The sequence below is a fragment of the Pseudomonas sp. B21-054 genome (genome assembly GCF_026016345.1).
Classification (GTDB): Bacteria; Pseudomonadota; Gammaproteobacteria; order Pseudomonadales; family Pseudomonadaceae; genus Aquipseudomonas.
In genome coordinates this window covers 5,624,079-5,639,455 of sequence record NZ_CP087204.1, presented here as the reverse complement: position 1 = coordinate 5,639,455, position 15,377 = coordinate 5,624,079, and the positions used below count along the sequence as shown (strand labels likewise).

General features: G+C 62.6%; 11 protein-coding genes. 6 read left to right on the top strand and 5 right to left on the bottom strand.

All coding sequences use genetic code 11. From position 1 onward, the window contains the following. Positions 1-4: 4 nt before the first annotated feature. Positions 5-3,118 (bottom strand): multidrug efflux RND transporter permease subunit, encoded by a 3,114-nt coding sequence (locus tag LOY70_RS24415; RefSeq protein WP_265029608.1) that lies wholly within the window; start codon positions 3,116-3,118, stop codon positions 5-7. Beyond that, a complete protein-coding gene (locus LOY70_RS24410; protein ID WP_265029607.1) occupies positions 3,115-4,272 on the bottom strand; it encodes an efflux RND transporter periplasmic adaptor subunit in 1,158 nt (385 codons plus the stop codon). The genes LOY70_RS24415 and LOY70_RS24410 overlap by 4 nt, the downstream gene beginning before the upstream one ends. A 237-nt stretch (positions 4,273-4,509) precedes the next feature. Between LOY70_RS24410 and LOY70_RS24405 the strand changes: the two genes are divergently transcribed. Beyond that, positions 4,510-4,767, top strand: coding sequence for a hypothetical protein (locus LOY70_RS24405; protein ID WP_265029606.1), 258 nt, complete (start codon positions 4,510-4,512; stop codon positions 4,765-4,767). Positions 4,768-4,795: 28 nt separating this feature from the next. Here LOY70_RS24405 and LOY70_RS24400 read toward each other — a convergent pair whose 3' ends face one another. Continuing rightward, the gene (locus LOY70_RS24400) at positions 4,796-5,764 is read right to left on the bottom strand and encodes a LysR family transcriptional regulator (protein WP_123344339.1); all 969 of its coding nucleotides are present in this window, start codon (positions 5,762-5,764) and stop codon (positions 4,796-4,798) included. Positions 5,765-6,088: 324 nt separating this feature from the next. On the opposite strand from LOY70_RS24400, the gene LOY70_RS24395 reads away from it, so the two are divergent. The 4 genes from LOY70_RS24395 to LOY70_RS24380 are packed head-to-tail and all read left to right on the top strand — an operon-like array spanning position 6,089 to position 10,834. Then, a complete protein-coding gene (locus LOY70_RS24395; RefSeq protein WP_265029605.1) occupies positions 6,089-7,564 on the top strand; it encodes an efflux transporter outer membrane subunit in 1,476 nt (491 codons plus the stop codon). 7 nt (positions 7,565-7,571) lie between these two features. Next, positions 7,572-9,776 (top strand): FUSC family protein, encoded by a 2,205-nt coding sequence (locus LOY70_RS24390; RefSeq protein ID WP_265029604.1) that lies wholly within the window; start codon positions 7,572-7,574, stop codon positions 9,774-9,776. Further along, positions 9,766-9,966, top strand: coding sequence for a DUF1656 domain-containing protein (locus LOY70_RS24385; protein ID WP_025215382.1), 201 nt, complete (start codon positions 9,766-9,768; stop codon positions 9,964-9,966). Before LOY70_RS24390 ends, LOY70_RS24385 begins: the two co-directional genes overlap by 11 nt. Before the next feature lie 10 nt (positions 9,967-9,976). Further along, positions 9,977-10,834 carry an HlyD family secretion protein gene (locus LOY70_RS24380; RefSeq protein WP_265029603.1) on the top strand — a complete coding sequence of 286 codons (858 nt, stop codon included), beginning with the start codon at positions 9,977-9,979 and terminating at the stop codon, positions 10,832-10,834. 160 nt (positions 10,835-10,994) lie between these two features. Here LOY70_RS24380 and LOY70_RS24375 read toward each other — a convergent pair whose 3' ends face one another. Together LOY70_RS24375 and LOY70_RS24370 are read right to left on the bottom strand one after the other, a co-directional pair. Beyond that, entirely contained in the window at positions 10,995-11,819 is an 825-nt protein-coding gene (locus LOY70_RS24375; protein ID WP_265029602.1) for an SDR family oxidoreductase, read from the bottom strand. Positions 11,820-11,851: 32 nt separating this feature from the next. Continuing rightward, positions 11,852-12,316, bottom strand: coding sequence for a multidrug transporter (locus LOY70_RS24370; RefSeq protein WP_265029601.1), 465 nt, complete (start codon positions 12,314-12,316; stop codon positions 11,852-11,854). A gap of 171 nt (positions 12,317-12,487) precedes the next feature. Between LOY70_RS24370 and LOY70_RS24365 the strand changes: the two genes are divergently transcribed. Further along, entirely contained in the window at positions 12,488-15,319 is a 2,832-nt protein-coding gene (locus LOY70_RS24365) for an RHS repeat-associated core domain-containing protein (RefSeq protein WP_265029600.1), read from the top strand. The last annotated feature ends 58 nt before the right edge of the window (positions 15,320-15,377 follow it).

Here is a 15,377-nt window from a genome sequence, read left to right as displayed (position 1 = left end):
CGCCTCAGTCTGTGGTCGTCTGTGCCATCGTCGGCGCAGATTCTGGCGAATGGGCGGGCCGATGGAACAGTCGCTCGAGCCACAAGTATATGATCGGTGTGGTGAACAGCGTCAGCGCCTGGCTCACCAGCAGGCCGCCTACCACCGCGATACCCAGGGGCTGGCGCAACTCCGCGCCGGGTCCGTAGCCGAGCATCAGCGGCAGGGCGCCGAGCAGGGCGGCCAGAGTCGTCATCATGATGGGCCGGAACCTTGTCAGGCACGCCTGGAAAATCGCTTCCTGGGGTGCCAACCCGCCATTGCGCTGGGCGTCGAGGGCGAAGTCGATCATCAGGATGCCGTTTTTCTTGACGATCCCGATCAGCAGCACCAACCCGATCAACGCCATGATCGAAAAGTCCTGGCCCAACAGCCAGAGCATGACCAGCGCGCCGAGGCCGGCCGAGGGCAGGGTGGAGATGATCGTCAACGGGTGCACGAAGCTCTCGTAGAGCACGCCGAGGATGATGTACACCGCCACCAGGGCCGCGAGGATCAGCCATGGCTGGCTGGCCAGGGAACTCTGGAACGCCTGGGCGGCGCCCTGGAAATTACCGGTGATGGCCGCCGGCATGCCGATCTCGTTCTTGGCCTGGTCGAGCATGCGCACCGCATCCCCCAGCGCCACGCCCGGCGCCAGGTTGAACGACAGGTTGGCGGCCGGGAACATCCCGTCGTGGGCAATCGACAGCGGACCGTTGCTCGGTGCATCGAAGCGGGCCAGGGCCGAGAGCGGCACCATTTCTCCGCTCAGGGGCGAACGCAGGTAGAAATACGCCAGGCTTTCGGCCTTGCCCCGTTGCGCGGTGTCGAGCTCCAGGATCACGTTGTACTGGTTGGTCTCGGTCTGGAATTCGTTGATCTGCCGCTGACCGAAGGCGTCGTACAGGGCCTGGTCGACATCGGTGGCGGTGAGGCCGAAGCGCGCCGCCGCGCTGCGGTCGATGTTGATGTGGGTGATGCTGCCGCCCAGTTGCAGGTCATTGGAGATATCGCGGAACGCCGGGTTGCCGCGCAGCTTGTCGGTGAGCTTTTGCGTCCAGGCGTTGAGGCTCGGCCCGTCGTTGCTCTTGAGCACGTATTGATACTGGGCGCGGCTGGGGCCGGAGCTGAGGTTGATGTCCTGCCCGGCCCTGAGGTAGAGCACCACGCCGGGGATTTTCTGCAGTTTGGGGCGGATCCGGTCGATGAACCCACTGGCCGACACGTCACGCTCGCCCCGCGGCTTGAGGGCGATCCAGAAGCGGCCGTTGGCGATGGTCTGGTTATTACCCGAGACGCCGACGGAGTGAGAGAAGGTCTGCACCGCCGGGTCGGCGGCAACGATTTCGGCCAGGGCCTTGTGCTTGGCCACCATGTCCGGGAAGGACACATCGGCGGCGGCTTCGCTGGTGCCCAGCACCAGGCCGGTGTCCTGCACCGGGAAGAATCCCTTGGGGATGAACACGTAGCCCACCACGGCCAGCGCCAGGGTCAGGCCGAACACGCCGATCATCAGCTTCTGATGAGCCAGGGCCCGACGCAGGCCCCGTTCATACCCACCCAGCAGGCGCTCACCAAACCCCGCCGTGTTGTGGACATGGTGCACTGGGGCACGCATGAACAGAGCGGCCAATGTCGGCGCCAGGGTCAGGGACACCACCACCGAAATCAGGATGGTCGAGGTGGCGGTCAGGGCAAACTCCTTGAACAGGCGCCCGACCACGCCGCCCATGAACAGCAAGGGAATGAACGCGGCGATCAGCGAGAAGCTGATGGACATCACGGTGAACCCGATTTCGCCGGCGCCCTTGATGGCCGCCTCACGCATGCCGTCGCCGGCCTCCAGGTGCCGGTGGATGTTCTCCACCACCACAATCGCATCGTCCACCACGAACCCCACCGAGATGACGATCGCCACCAGGGTCAGGTTGTTCAGGCTGAAGCCCATCACGTACATCAGGGCGAAACTGGCGGTCAGCGACACCCCCAGTACCGCCGAGACAATCAGGGTCGCCGACAACTGGCGCAGGAACAGCGCCATTACCGCCACCACCAGCAGCACGGCGATCAGCAAGGTGATTTCCACCTCATGCAGCGAGGCGCGGATGGTCTGGGTACGGTCGATCAGCACCTTGACCTGCACGGCGGCGGGCAGCATCGCTTGCAGGGTCGGCAGGGCCGCCTGGATGCGGTCGACGGTCTCGACGATGTTCGCGCCCGGTTGCCTGAAGATCACCAGGTTGACCCCCGGCTCGTCGTCGGACCAGGCCTGGACGTAGGCGTTTTCCGAACCGTTGACGACCTTGGCGATGTCCCTGAGATGAACCGGTGCGCCGTCCTTGTAGGACACGATCAAATCACCGTATTCCTCAGGCTGGAACAGCTGGTCGTTGGTCGACAGGGTGGAAACACTCGATTCGCCGTACAGGGCGCCCTTGGCCAGGTTGAGGCTGGCCTGCTGAAGTGCCACGCGGATGTCGGCCAGGGTCAGGCCGATGGCGGCGAGCCGGTCGGCCGAAGCCTGGACGCGGATCGCCGGGCGTTGCTGGCCGGTAATGTAGATTTGCCCGACGCCATCGATCTGGCTGATCTGGCGTGAGAGCAGGGTTTCGACGTAGTCGCTCAGTTCGGTGCCGGGCATCAGCGTGGAGCTGATGCTGAGGATCAACACGGGGCTGTCGGCCGGGTTGACCTTGCGCCAGGTGGGCAGGTTCGGCATGTCATTGGGCAGTTTGCCGGCGGCGGTGTTGATGGCCGCCTGGACTTCCTGGGCCGCGGTGTCGATGCTTTTATCGAGGCTGAACTGCAGGATCAGGTTGGTCGAGCCCAAGGCGCTGCTGGAGGTCATCTGGGTGACGCCGGGGATGGCGCTGAATTGCACCTCCAACGGCGTCGCCACCGACGAAGCCATGGTTTCGGGGCTGGCGCCGGGCAACTGGGCGTTGACCTGGATCGTCGGGAACTCCGCCTCCGGCAATGGCGCGACCGGCAGTTTCGGAAAGGCGATAAACCCCAGCAGTACCAAGGCAAACGTCAGCAGTACCGTGGCGATGGGATGGTCGATGCACCACGCTGACACCGAACCGCGGCCCTTCATGGCTGCGGCTCCGAGGACTTGGCCAGGGCCGGTGGGTCACTGAGCACCTGGATATGGGTGCCCGGCTTGAGCCGTGATTGGCCGTCGCTCACCAGTAGATCACCGGCGTTCACGCCTTTGATGATGTGCATGCCGCTGTCCTGGTAAACCATCACCACCGGCACGCTCTCGACCTTGTCGCCCTTGACCCGGTAGACGAAGTGTTGCTCCAGGCCCCGTTGGACCACGGTGGGTGGCACCACCAGGGCGTCTTTTTCGAGGGCGGTCTGGATCTTCAGGGTCACCAGCTGTCCTGGCCAGAGCCGTTGCGCGGTATTGGTGAATTCAGCCTTGGCCCGCAGGGTCCCGGTGTTGGTGTTGATCTGGTTATCGATGAGGCTCAACCGACCCTCGCCGAGCAATTCCCCGGTGGTGCCATCGGCGCCGATATAAGCCTTGACCAAGGCTTGCTCGGGCGCGGCGATCAACCGTTGCAAGGTGGGCAGCATTTGCTGGGGCAGGGAGAACTCCACCGCGATCGGGTCGATCTGAGTTACGGTGAACAGGCCTTCAGTGTCGCTGGTGCGCAGGAAGTTGCCTTCGTCGACGTTGCGAATGCCAACGCGACCGCTCACCGGGGAGCGGATCTGGGTGTAGGACAACTGCACCTGGGCCGAGTCGATGGCCGCTTGATTGCCCTGGGCGGTGGCCTTGAGCTGATTGACCAGCGCCTGTTGCTGGTCGTAGGTCTGCTTCGATACGCCGTCGTCGACACTGAGCAGTTTGTAGCGCTTGAGATTGACCTGGGCCACTGCCAGTTGTGCCTGGCTCTCGCCGAGCTGGGCCCGGGCCTGGTCGAGGCTGGCGCGGATGGAACGGTCGTCGATGGTCGCCAGCAGGTCACCCTTCTTGACCCGTTGTCCTTCCTTGACCAGCAGCTTGGTGAGGATGCCGTCGATCTGCGGGCGGATGACCACACTGTGCAGCGACAGGACCGTGCCAATGCCACTGGCGAAACGCGGCACGTCCTTCTGCTCCACGCTGACGACCCGTACCGGAACAGCGGCGGGGGCAGCGGATTTAGCGGTGACGGGCTTCATGACATACCAGAGGGCAAGAGCCGCCAGGGCGACCAGGAGCGCGACGAGCAGGACGGTTTTTTTCTGGATGTGCATGGATGTAAGAGGCCGGTTCAGGACGGAGAGATTTCTATTCTTCTTATATAGCGTTGCGAGGCGGTCAGGAAGGTGACGCCGAACTGACAGGCGTGTCAGTTTTGTCCCGGATTGCTGTCGGACGAGTGACGGCGCCAATCGAATCTGCTCAGCGCACGCCGGTAGCGGGCAGGTATACTGCCGCCTTTCGCGGCTCGCTCTCCGGGCCCGACTTGCCCGCATTACCCGGAGCTTTACATGACTTCCCCAACACCCTCGCCCGCGGACGCCCGCCCGAACGGCGAACAGGCCGACCTGCCCGACAGCGATGTTTCCAGTACCGAGAGCGTCAAAGCGGCGATCCCGGCCTTCAAATTCCCGTTCAAACCCGGTGAATTGGCCGCGGCCAAAGAGGCCGGCCAGCAGCCGTGGTACAAGAACGGCGCGAAGAACGGTCATACCAAGACCCCGGGGGCCGCGCCTCCCGGCACGCGTCGCTCGATGGGCAAGCGCTGAACCTCATCCTTGGCGCACGGCGGCGACCTCAGTTCGCTGCCCGTGCCCCCGCCAGGCTTCCACTCAATTCATAAGCCGTCAGCTCGGACTGGTGCGCCGCCAGGATTTCCGGCAGCGAGCCGCGCAGGTACTCGACCCAGGTCTTGATTTTCGCATCCAGGTATTGGCGCGAAGGGTAGATGGCGTAGAGGTTCAGTTCCTGGGAGCGGTAGTTGGGCATGACCCGCACCAGCGTGCCGTTGCGCAGGCCTTCGATGGCGGCGTACACCGGCAACACGCCCACGCCCATGCCGCTGGTGATCGCGGTTTTCATGGCATCGGCGGAATTCACCAAAAACGGTGAGCTGTTGATGGTGACCATTTCCTGGCCTTCCGGGCCGTCGAACACCCACTTTTCCAGCGGAATGACCGGGCTGACCAGGCGCAGGCAGGCGTGGTTGAGCAGGTCGCTGGGTTTTTGCGGGCAGCCGCTGGCTTTCACGTAGGCCGGCGACGCGCAGACGATGCTGTAGGTGATGCCCAGGCGCTGGGAAACGAAGCCCGAATCCGGTAACTCGCTGGCGAGCACGATGGAGACGTCGTAGCCCTCGTCCAGGATATCTGGCACCCGGTTGGCCAGGGTCAGGTCGAACGTCACATCCGGATGGGTCTTGCGATAACGGGCAATGGCGTCGATCACGAAATGCTGGCCGATGCCGGTCATGGTGTGGACCTTCAACTGCCCGGCGGGGCGTGCATGGGCATCGCTGGCCTCGGCTTCGGCTTCCTCGACATACGCCAGGATCTGCTCGCAGCGCAGCAAGTAGCGTTTTCCGGCCTCGGTCAGGGCAATGCGGCGGGTGGTGCGGTTGAGCAGGCGCGTTTGCAGATGGGCTTCCAGATTGGAAACCGCGCGCGAGACGTTGGCTGTCGTGGTATCGAGCTGCTGGGCCGCGGCGGTGAAGCTGCCGGCTTCGGCGACACAGCTGAACGCGCGCATGTTTTGCAAAGTGTCCATGAAGGGCTCTCTTGGGAGGTGGCAAATTGTGACATGAAGTTACGGCGCTACGGGACCCCGACTAATGGATTATCGCGCTAACGGTAACAAAGATTCGCAGAAAGGTCGGCTTATCGCCGTTCGGCAGGGTGCCTAGAATTGCCGCCATTGTGGCGCTGGTTTGGCCCTGCTGTCTGGCGCAGTACCTGTGGGAGCGGGCTTGCCCGCGAAAGCGGTGGGTCAGTTGGCGATGATGTTGCCTGAGCAATCGCCTTCGCGGGCAAGCCCGCTCCCACAGGGTGCTCCTACAGGTTCTCGACTCTCTCTCCTAGGAATTTTGCGCAAGTGCCGCGTTGCATCAGCAGAGAGCTGAAGACTCTCAGTGTTTGGGTTCTGACGTTAACCATCAGCGGTTGCATCGGCACAGGGGGTATTGCGCCGCAAGGCCAGGTGTTGTCGGCCAATCAATTGGCCACCGATGCCGCGATCCGCGAGGCCGCCCGCGACGCCCACTGGCCCACCCGCCAGTGGTGGCAAGCCTATGGCGATCGGCAACTGGATCGCTGGATCGACCTCGCCGTGCAAGGCAGCCCGAGCCTGGCCATGGCCGCCGCCCGGGTGCGGCAAGCCAGGGCGATGGCCGGTGTCGTCGAGGCCGCCGAGTCGCTGCAGGTCAACGGTGAAGCGACCCTCAAGCGGCACAACTGGCCCACCGATCAGTTCTACGGCCCCGGCGAGCTGGCCGACACCACCACTTGGGACAACAACGCGGGTCTGGGCTTGAGCTATGCCTTGGATCTGTGGGGCCGCGAGCGCAACGCCAGCGAACGGGCTGTCGACCTGGCCCATGCCAGCGTGGCTGAAGCACGGCAGGCGCAACTGGAGTTGCAGAACAACATCGTGCGCGCCTACATCCAGTTTTCCTTGCACTACGCCCAGCGCGATATCGTCGCCGCAACGCTCCATCAACAGGAGCAGATTCTCGAGCTGGCGCAAAAGCGTCTGGACGGCGGCATCGGCACCCATTTCGAAGTCAGCCAGGCCCAGGCGCCGTTGCCCGAGACTCACCGTCAACTCGACGCCCTTGATGAAGCCATTGCCTTGAGCCGCAATCAGTTGGCGGCGCTGGCGGGCAAGGGGCCAGGAGAGGGCGCGCGGTTGCGGCGCCCGACCCTGGCCCTCGGCGCGCCTTTGAAGCTGCCGTCGGCATTGCCCGCCGAACTGCTCGGCCAGCGTCCGGATGTGGTGGCCGGGCGTTGGCAAGTGGCGGCCCAGGCCCGGGGCATCGATGTGGCCCGGGCCGGCTTCTATCCCAACGTCGACCTGGTGGGGAGCCTCGGCTATATGGCCACCGGTGGCGGGGCGCTGGAGTTCCTGACCGGCAAGAAACTCACCTACAGCGTCGGGCCGGCCATCACGCTGCCGATTTTCGACGGTGGGCGCCTGCGCTCACAGTTGGGGGAGGCAGCAGCCGGTTATGACATGGCCGTGGCCCATTACAACCAGACACTGGTAAACGCGCTCAAGAGCATTTCCGATCAGTTGATCCGTCGCGAGTCCATGGACAAGCAACAAGCCTTCGCCGCTGAATCAGTGGCCGCGGCGCAGCGCACCTACGACATTGCGCTGGTGGCGTTCCAGCGCGGGCTGACCGACTACCTCAATGTGCTCAATGCCCAAAGCCTGTTGTTCAAGCAGCAACAGGTGCAACAGCGGGTGGAGGCCGCCCGGTTGAGTGCCCATGCCGATCTGGTGACGGCGTTGGGCGGTGGGCTGGAGGCCGGCAGCGACAGCCCTGAGCTGAGCCACAATGCTGAGTAGGCCTGTCGTGATGTCTTTACTTGCCCCCGCACGCTGGCTGTATCGCCTCGAATGGCGCCGTGGCTTCTTCGATTGGGCCCGCAGCGACGGGGTTACCTGGGTCTATATCTTCAAGGTCCTGTTGGCCGCGTTCCTGACGTTGTGGCTGGCGATGCGCCTGGAGCTGCCGCAACCGCGCACGGCCATGATCACCGTGTTCATCGTCATGCAGCCCCAGAGCGGCCAGGTGTTCGCCAAGAGTTTCTATCGCTTGCTCGGTACCCTGGCCGGCTCGGCGGTGATGGTGGCGCTGATCGCTATGTTCGCCCAGAACACCGAGCTGTTTCTCGGTTGCCTGGCGATCTGGGTCGGCCTCTGTTCGGCTGGGGCGGCGCGTTATCGCAACTTCCGGGCCTATGGTTTCGTGCTGGCCGGCTACACCGCGGCGATGATCGGCCTGCCGGCCCTGGCCCATCCGGAAGGAGCATTCATGGCGGCGGTCTGGCGGGTGCTGGAAATTGCCCTGGGGATTCTCTGCTCAACCCTGGTCAGTGCCGCGATCCTGCCGCAAACCGCCAGCGCTGCGATGCGCAATGCCTTGTATCAGCGCTTCGGGGTGTTTGCCTTGTTCGTCACCGACGGTTTGCGTGGACGCAGCAAACAGGAGGCGTTCGAGGCGCGCAATGTGGGCTTCATCGCTGAAGCCGTAGGCCTGGAGAGCCTGCGCAGCGTGACCGTGTTCGAAGACCCGCACATGCGTCGGCGCAACGGGCGACTCAGTCGCTTGAACAGTGAGTTCATGGGTGTCACCACTCGCTTCAACGCCCTGCACCAGTTGCTCGAGCGCTTGCGCAGCAGCGCGGCGAATCACGTGGTGGACGCCATCAAACCCGGTTTGCACAACCTTGCCGAACTGCTGGACGGCTTCAGCGCACGAGCCCTGACCGATGCCGATGCGGCGCGTCTGGCGACGGCACTGGCCGACTACAAGGCCGACTTGCCGGCCCAGGTGCGACGATTGCGCGCGTTGTTCCAGGAAACGGCGCCGAGCGATGGCGAGCAGTTGGACTTCCACACCGCCTATGAGCTGCTCTATCGCTTCGTCGACGACCTGCACGGCTACGCCCTGACCCATGCCTCCCTGGCCGACCATCGGCACGAGCGCGAGCGCTGGGACGAACCGTTCGTGCCGCAGACCAATGGGTTGGCGGCTGCGGCTTCGGGGTTTCGCGCCGCCTTCATCCTGCTGGTGCTGGGCAGTTATTGGGTCGCCACAGCCTGGCCGAGCGGCGCGACCATGACAATGATCGCCGCCGCCACGGTGGGCTTGTCGGCCGCGACGCCGAACCCCAAGCGCATGGCGTTCCAGATGGCCTGCGGCACGTTGTTCGGTGCGCTGATCGGCTTCGTCGAGATGTTTTTCATCTTCCCGCTGATCGACGGTTTCCCCCTGCTTTGCGTGATGCTGGCGCCGGTGATCATGCTCGGCTCGTTCCTCAGTTCCCGGCCGCAATACGCCGGGGTCGGACTGGGACTGCTGATTTTTTTCAGCACCGGTTCGGTGCCGGACAACCTGACGGTCTACAACCCCTACACCTTCATCAACGATTACCTCGCGATGATCCTCGGCATGCTGGTGTGCGCCGCCGCCGGGGCGATCATCCTGCCGCCCAACAGCCGCTGGTTGTGGCGCCGACTGGAACAGGACCTGCGCGAACAAGTGGTGTTCACCATCAGCGGCAGGCTCAAGGGCTTGGCGTCGAGCTTTGAAAGTCGCACCCGCGACCTGTTGCATCAGGCCTACGGGCTGGCGACTGGGCAACCCCGGGTGCAACGGGATCTGCTGCGCTGGATGTTCGTGGTGCTGGAAGTCGGGCACGCGATCATTGAGTTGCGCAAGGAACAGGCGATTTTGCCGGTGCATCCGGCTTATGCCGAAAGCCAGCCGTGGCGCCAGGCGATCCGTGTGATGGGCCGGGCGCTGGTGCGTCTGTTCCGCCAGCCAGGCCAGAACAATCTGGAGCGTGCCCTGGTGGTGGTGGACCACGCCATCAGTCGCGTACAGGCCACCGATGAACCCTTCGCCCCGCATTTCGACACCTCGGCCCTGCGCCGGGTGAAAAGCTACCTGCATTTCATCCGCACTTCGCTGCTCGACCCGCAATCGCCCTTGGCCGGCTATGCCATGCCGCATGCCACACCGTTGTCCCAGGAATTCGCACATGCCCCGTGAGATCGCCTTCCATGGCGTGTACATGCCCACCATGACCCTGATGTTTTTCATCGCCGCCGCCCTGGCCTGGGTGCTGGACCGTTTCCTGTCGGGGTTGGACCTGTACCGCTTCTTCTGGCACCCGGCGCTGCTGCGCCTGAGTCTGTTTACCTGTCTGTTCGGCGCGCTGGCGCTGACGGTCTACCGTTGAGATCGATGCGATGAAAAAGTTTTTCAGTCTGCTGGCGACGCTGTTGGTATTGGCCTTGGCACTGTGGATCGGCCGTACGCTGTGGGTGCATTACATGAATACCCCCTGGACCCGCGATGGCCGGGTGCGGGCCGACATCATCAACGTCGCCGCCGATGTCAGTGGCGAGGTGGTGGAAGTGCCGGTGCGTGACAACCAACGGGTGAGCAAGGGCGACCTGCTGATGCGCATCGACCCCGAGCACTACCGCATCGCGGTCAAGCAGGCGCGCTCCCTGGTGGCATCGCGCAAGGCCACCTGGGAAATGCGCAAGGTCAACGCCCATCGCCGCGCCGACCTGGACAGCCTGGTGATCTCCCGGGAAAACCGCGACGACGCCAGCAACCTCGCCGACTCGGCCCTGGCCGATTACCAACATGCCCAGGCGCAACTGGAGGCGGCCGAGCTGAACCTGGCGCGCACCGAGGTTCGCGCGGCGGTGGACGGCTACGTCACCAACCTCAACGTCCATCGCGGCGACTATGCGCGCATCGGTGAGGCGAAAATGGCCGTGGTGGACATGCATTCGTTCTGGGTCTACGGCTACTTCGAAGAGACCAAATTGCCCAAGGTGCGGGTCGGCGATTCGGCGCAGCTACAGCTGATGAGCGGTGAAGTGCTCAAGGGTCATGTGGAAAGCATTTCCCGGGGCATCTACGACCGCGACAACCCGGCTAGCCGCGAACTGATCGCCGACGTCAACCCGACCTTCAACTGGGTGCGCCTGGCCCAGCGGGTGCCGGTGCGGATTCATCTTGATGAAGTGCCCGATGGCGTGCTGCTGGCGGCGGGGATGACGTGTACGGTGGTGGTCGAGCCGCAGGGTTAGCCCATTATTCACCACTAAGCCCCTGTGGGGTTGCCCGCGAAAGCGACGGGATATTGAACAATGCTGTGGGCTGTGGGCAAGGGCTCGTATTTGATCGTCTTTTATGGGCGGGATTTTAGTTCGTGTGTATATCCCGCCCATAGCCTGCTATACCCCTCAGTTACAACGACCCACCCAACCCAAACCGCTTCATCAACACCTTCTCCAGCAACCCCTTGGGCAGTAAGCCAGCCATCAACGGCAACGCCCGGCTGCCATTGCCCAGGCGCAGCAAGCGGGGAGGCCTGGGTTGTTGCACGGCCTTGAGCAGTCCGGCGGCGAATTCGCTGGCGGGGGTCGGTTTGTCCTGGGAGGCCTTGGCCCGGGCGCGGATGCCCTCGCGCAGGGGCCACCAGGGCGATTGTTCATTGATCAATTGTTCGGCTTCATGGCCGGCATTCTTGGCGAAACTGGAGACAATGGCGCCGGGCTGGACTTCCATGACGCGGATGCCGAACGGTGCCAGTTCCATGCGCAGCGCATCGCTCAGGGCATGCACCGCCGCCTTCGAGGCGCAATAGGCGCCGGCGAACGGCGTGACCAATACACCGGAAACACTGCCGATGTTCACCACCAGCCCCTTGGCCCGACGCAGCACTGGGAACAGCGCGCGGGTCACCCCGACGAGCGCGAACACGTTGGTTTCGAATTGACGCTGCATGGCCGGTACACCGCCGTCCAGCAGCGGTCCCATGGCGCCATAACCGGCATTGTTGATCAACACATCGAGGCCTCCGTGCTGCTGGTTGATCCGCTCGCTCAACTGTTCCAGGGCCTGTTCGTCGTTCACGTCCAGTTGCACGGCGGTGAACCCGGCAGCGCTGAGGATTGCCACGTCCTCGACTTTACGCGCGCTGGCCCAGACCTGGTAACCGGCGGCCTTGAAGGCGTCGGCGAGGGCGCGGCCAATGCCGCTGGAACATCCGGTAATCAACGCAACGGGCATGGCCATTCCTTATGTAAACAATGAAGAGGTGATCAGTTGGAGAAACTGCCTTGCAATCGCTCGGCGCGAAATTCCAGGCTCTGTGGGCGATAGCCGGGACGCAGGGCGGGCAGGGGCAGGCAGTCCTGCCAGCTGGCGCCGGCTTGCAGTTCGCCCGGACCACGGTAGCGGGGCGCGGTGTAGGGAGTGTCGGCCAGGTTGATGGTGTCGCCCGGCGCATAGGCCGCGATGCGCCAATGCAGTTCGGTCAGCGGCACGTCGTTGCCGTTGTTCAGGGTCAGCGACAGTGGCCGGTCGGCCGGGCAGTGTTCGGGGGCGTAGGTGATGCGCAGCTCCAGGCGCGCCAATTGCCGGGTGTCGCGGTTTTCCTGCCAGAGCACCCAGGCGGCCACCAGCCCCAGCCCGACGAAGGCTGCCAGGGACACCGGTAACGCTTTGGCCGGGTAGCGCAGCAGCAGGATGAGCCAGGTGATGACCAGCAAGACGCCGATAAGCATGTTTGAAGCCTCCGTTACCGTAGGCACATCCTACCGAAGGGGAAAGGCCATTGATATTCGTCCATCGTGTTCCATCGGTCGTCACTGTCATATCTGACAGTAGGCAACGGTGTTTCCTCTTGTTAGATATCAAGTGAATAGACACAGCGCCAGGAACAAGAGGCTTGATCGATGGGCATGGATCACAGAACCCCGCGGCTCGTGGCTTTCGACTCGCGCAGCTTGGCGGTCCGCTCAGTCGACTATTACCGCAGCATCGAGCGTGGACCTGCGCAACGGCGCGTCAACCGCAGCCTCTTTGACGCGGCGGGACGGGGAATAAAGCAATGGGATCCGCGGTTGTGGGTCTTGCAACAAGACGACGCGTCGGCTCCCGCCAGCCTTTCGACGATTTATTCGCTGTCCGATGCCGCGCTGCATGCGGTCAGTGTCGACGCAGGCATTCAGATCGGTTTACCAGGTCTGGCCAACGAAGGCTTGCGGGGCTGGGATGGCCGGGGGATGCAACGCGAGGTGGCCTACGACAACTCGCTGCGTCCCGTGGCGGTGTTCGAGCAGGGCGCCGGACAACCGCGTCGGTGCGTCGAGCGTATGAAGTATGGTTACCCGGGCCAGGGTGATCGGGATCACAACCAGCATGGCCAACTGATCCGCCATGATGATCCGGCGGGGACCGTGCTGTCGGAGTCATTTTCCCTCACTGGTCAAAGCCTTGCCCAGCAGCGTCGTTTCACCCTCGATGCGGCCAACCCGGACTGGCCGGAACTGGAAGCCGACCGTGAGCCGCTGCTCGAACCTGGCGATGGGTTCCTGTCGACGTGGCGCCTTGGTCCGCAGAGCGATGCGCTGGAACAGATCGATGCCAGGGGCAATCGACAGCAGCAGACGCTGACCCTGGATGGCAGAGTTTTCGGCAGCCAGTTACTGCTGCGGGGCCAGAGTCAATGGCAGCCCCTGGTAAGCGATATTCGCTACAACGCTGAGGGACAGGTCGAAGAGGAAACGGCCGGTAACGGTGTGCGGACCCGGCTCACTTATAGTCCCCAGGACGGTCGCTTGATGAGCCGAAGTGCCCGACACGGCGACCAGGTGTTGCAAGACCTGGTCTATGCCTACGACCTCATGGGCAATGTCCTGAGCATTGAAGACAAGGCCTTGCCGGTGCGCTATTTCGCCAACCAGCGGATCGAGCCCATCAGTCGTTTTATCTACGACACGCTCTATCAACTGACCCAGGCCACCGGATGGGAAGCGGGCGCCCTGAACCAGGGGCCCGAGTCCGTTGATCGTAGCGACCCGGCGGCGGTCAGCAATTACCGGCAGACCTATCGCTACGATGAAAGCGGCAACCTGCTGGAGCTGACCCACGTCGGTGCGCAGAATCATGGACACCAGATGAAGGTGGCCCGCTATAGCAATCGTTGCCTGCCGTACCGTAATGGTGTGCCGCCGACGGAGGAGGAGATCGACGCGGCATTCGATGCACGAGGCAATTGGCTGGAGCTGGAACCGGGACGTTCCCTGGCCTGGGACCTGCGTAACCAGCTGGGTTCGGTCACCCCCATAGCCCGGGCGTCGGGTCTCGATGATAGCGAGCGGTATGTCTACGCAGGCGACGGCCAACGGGTACGCAAGCTTCGTACCCTGCAAACCTCAAGTCGCACGCTGGCCGCCGAAGTGCGTTATCTGCCGGGGCTAGAACTGCGTGCCGACAGTAGCAACGGCGAGTCATTGCAGGTCGTCACCGTCCAGGGTGGACTCGACAGCGTTCGGATACTGCATTGGGAGAGCGCGCCGCCTTCCGGAGAGAACGACCACTATCGCTACAGTTGTTCCGATCACTTGGGGTCGATCAGCCTGGAGCTCGACCACGACGCCCGGATCATCAGCCGGGAGCATTTCTACCCGTTTGGCGAGACCGCGTACCTGGCTGGTGATAATGAGGTCGAAGTCAGTTACAAGACGCTTCGTTATTCAGGCAAGGAGCGGGATGCGACGGGGCTTTATTACTATGGGTTCAGGTATTACGCGCCGTGGCTGCCGCGTTGGGTCAATCCGGATCCGGCCGGGGAAGTGGACGGTTTAAACCTTTATCGGATGGTGAGAAATAATCCGGTGACGCTCTTCGATACCGATGGCAGGGCCCCGACAGGACAGAAACCTCCACCCCCGCCCCTACCCGCGCCTCCTATGCCTCCCTCCCTTAAACCGGGGGGGCTTTCCGCAGGACCACCGCCCCCGCCTCCTCCAGGTGGGCTATTACCGTCAAGCGGAACGACTTCTCACCAGCCTGCCGGGAAAGCATTCGAGCCCACTGTATTGGCCATCCCCAGCATCCCCAAAAATAGACCCTCTGCTCGATGGGAGTCGAAGAACTATGTGAATATTGAAAAACTGTCCAGCACGATTGGTGAACTGTTCGGTACTAAAAAAACCGTCAAGATAACGGATGTTTCGCAACAAGAGCTTTTTGAAAAAATAAAGGGCATCTCTGGTAATCAGACCATGGAATTTGATGCTGACTATCTAAATGTGAACCCTGCCGCATGGACCTCTCCAGAAGGGATGGTTTACATGGGGGTGGACTCACCGGATTACTCTGTCGATGGCAAGCTTGATAAAGACAAGATCCGCTCCACTATCATCCATGAAAGCCTGCACTTCTCCTCGAAAAACTACACGGGTTTTCAAGTCATGACGGATATGAGCGTGAGTAATACCAACTACGACGAATATGTGACTGATTATTTTGCCTATCAGGTTTTCAATAAAATGTTTCCTGGGGCGACCTACAAAACCGGCTATTTTACGAAAGACATAGGTGACAAGTTCATGCATTGGGGAGGGAACCTGGCGAAGCTCATGATTGACTCGGGGCACGTGACCTCTGAGGAATTGGTGAAGCGATATTTCCATACAGGAGAGTTGAAAGAGCTGCCTGAACCGTTGGTATCGAAATGGCAGGCGTTCGCCAAGCAGAATACAAGACGATTACTGATGTGACCGGCAAGAAAAAGCCCCCACCCAACCCACTGCGGATAGGGGACGCAGTGGGCTGGAC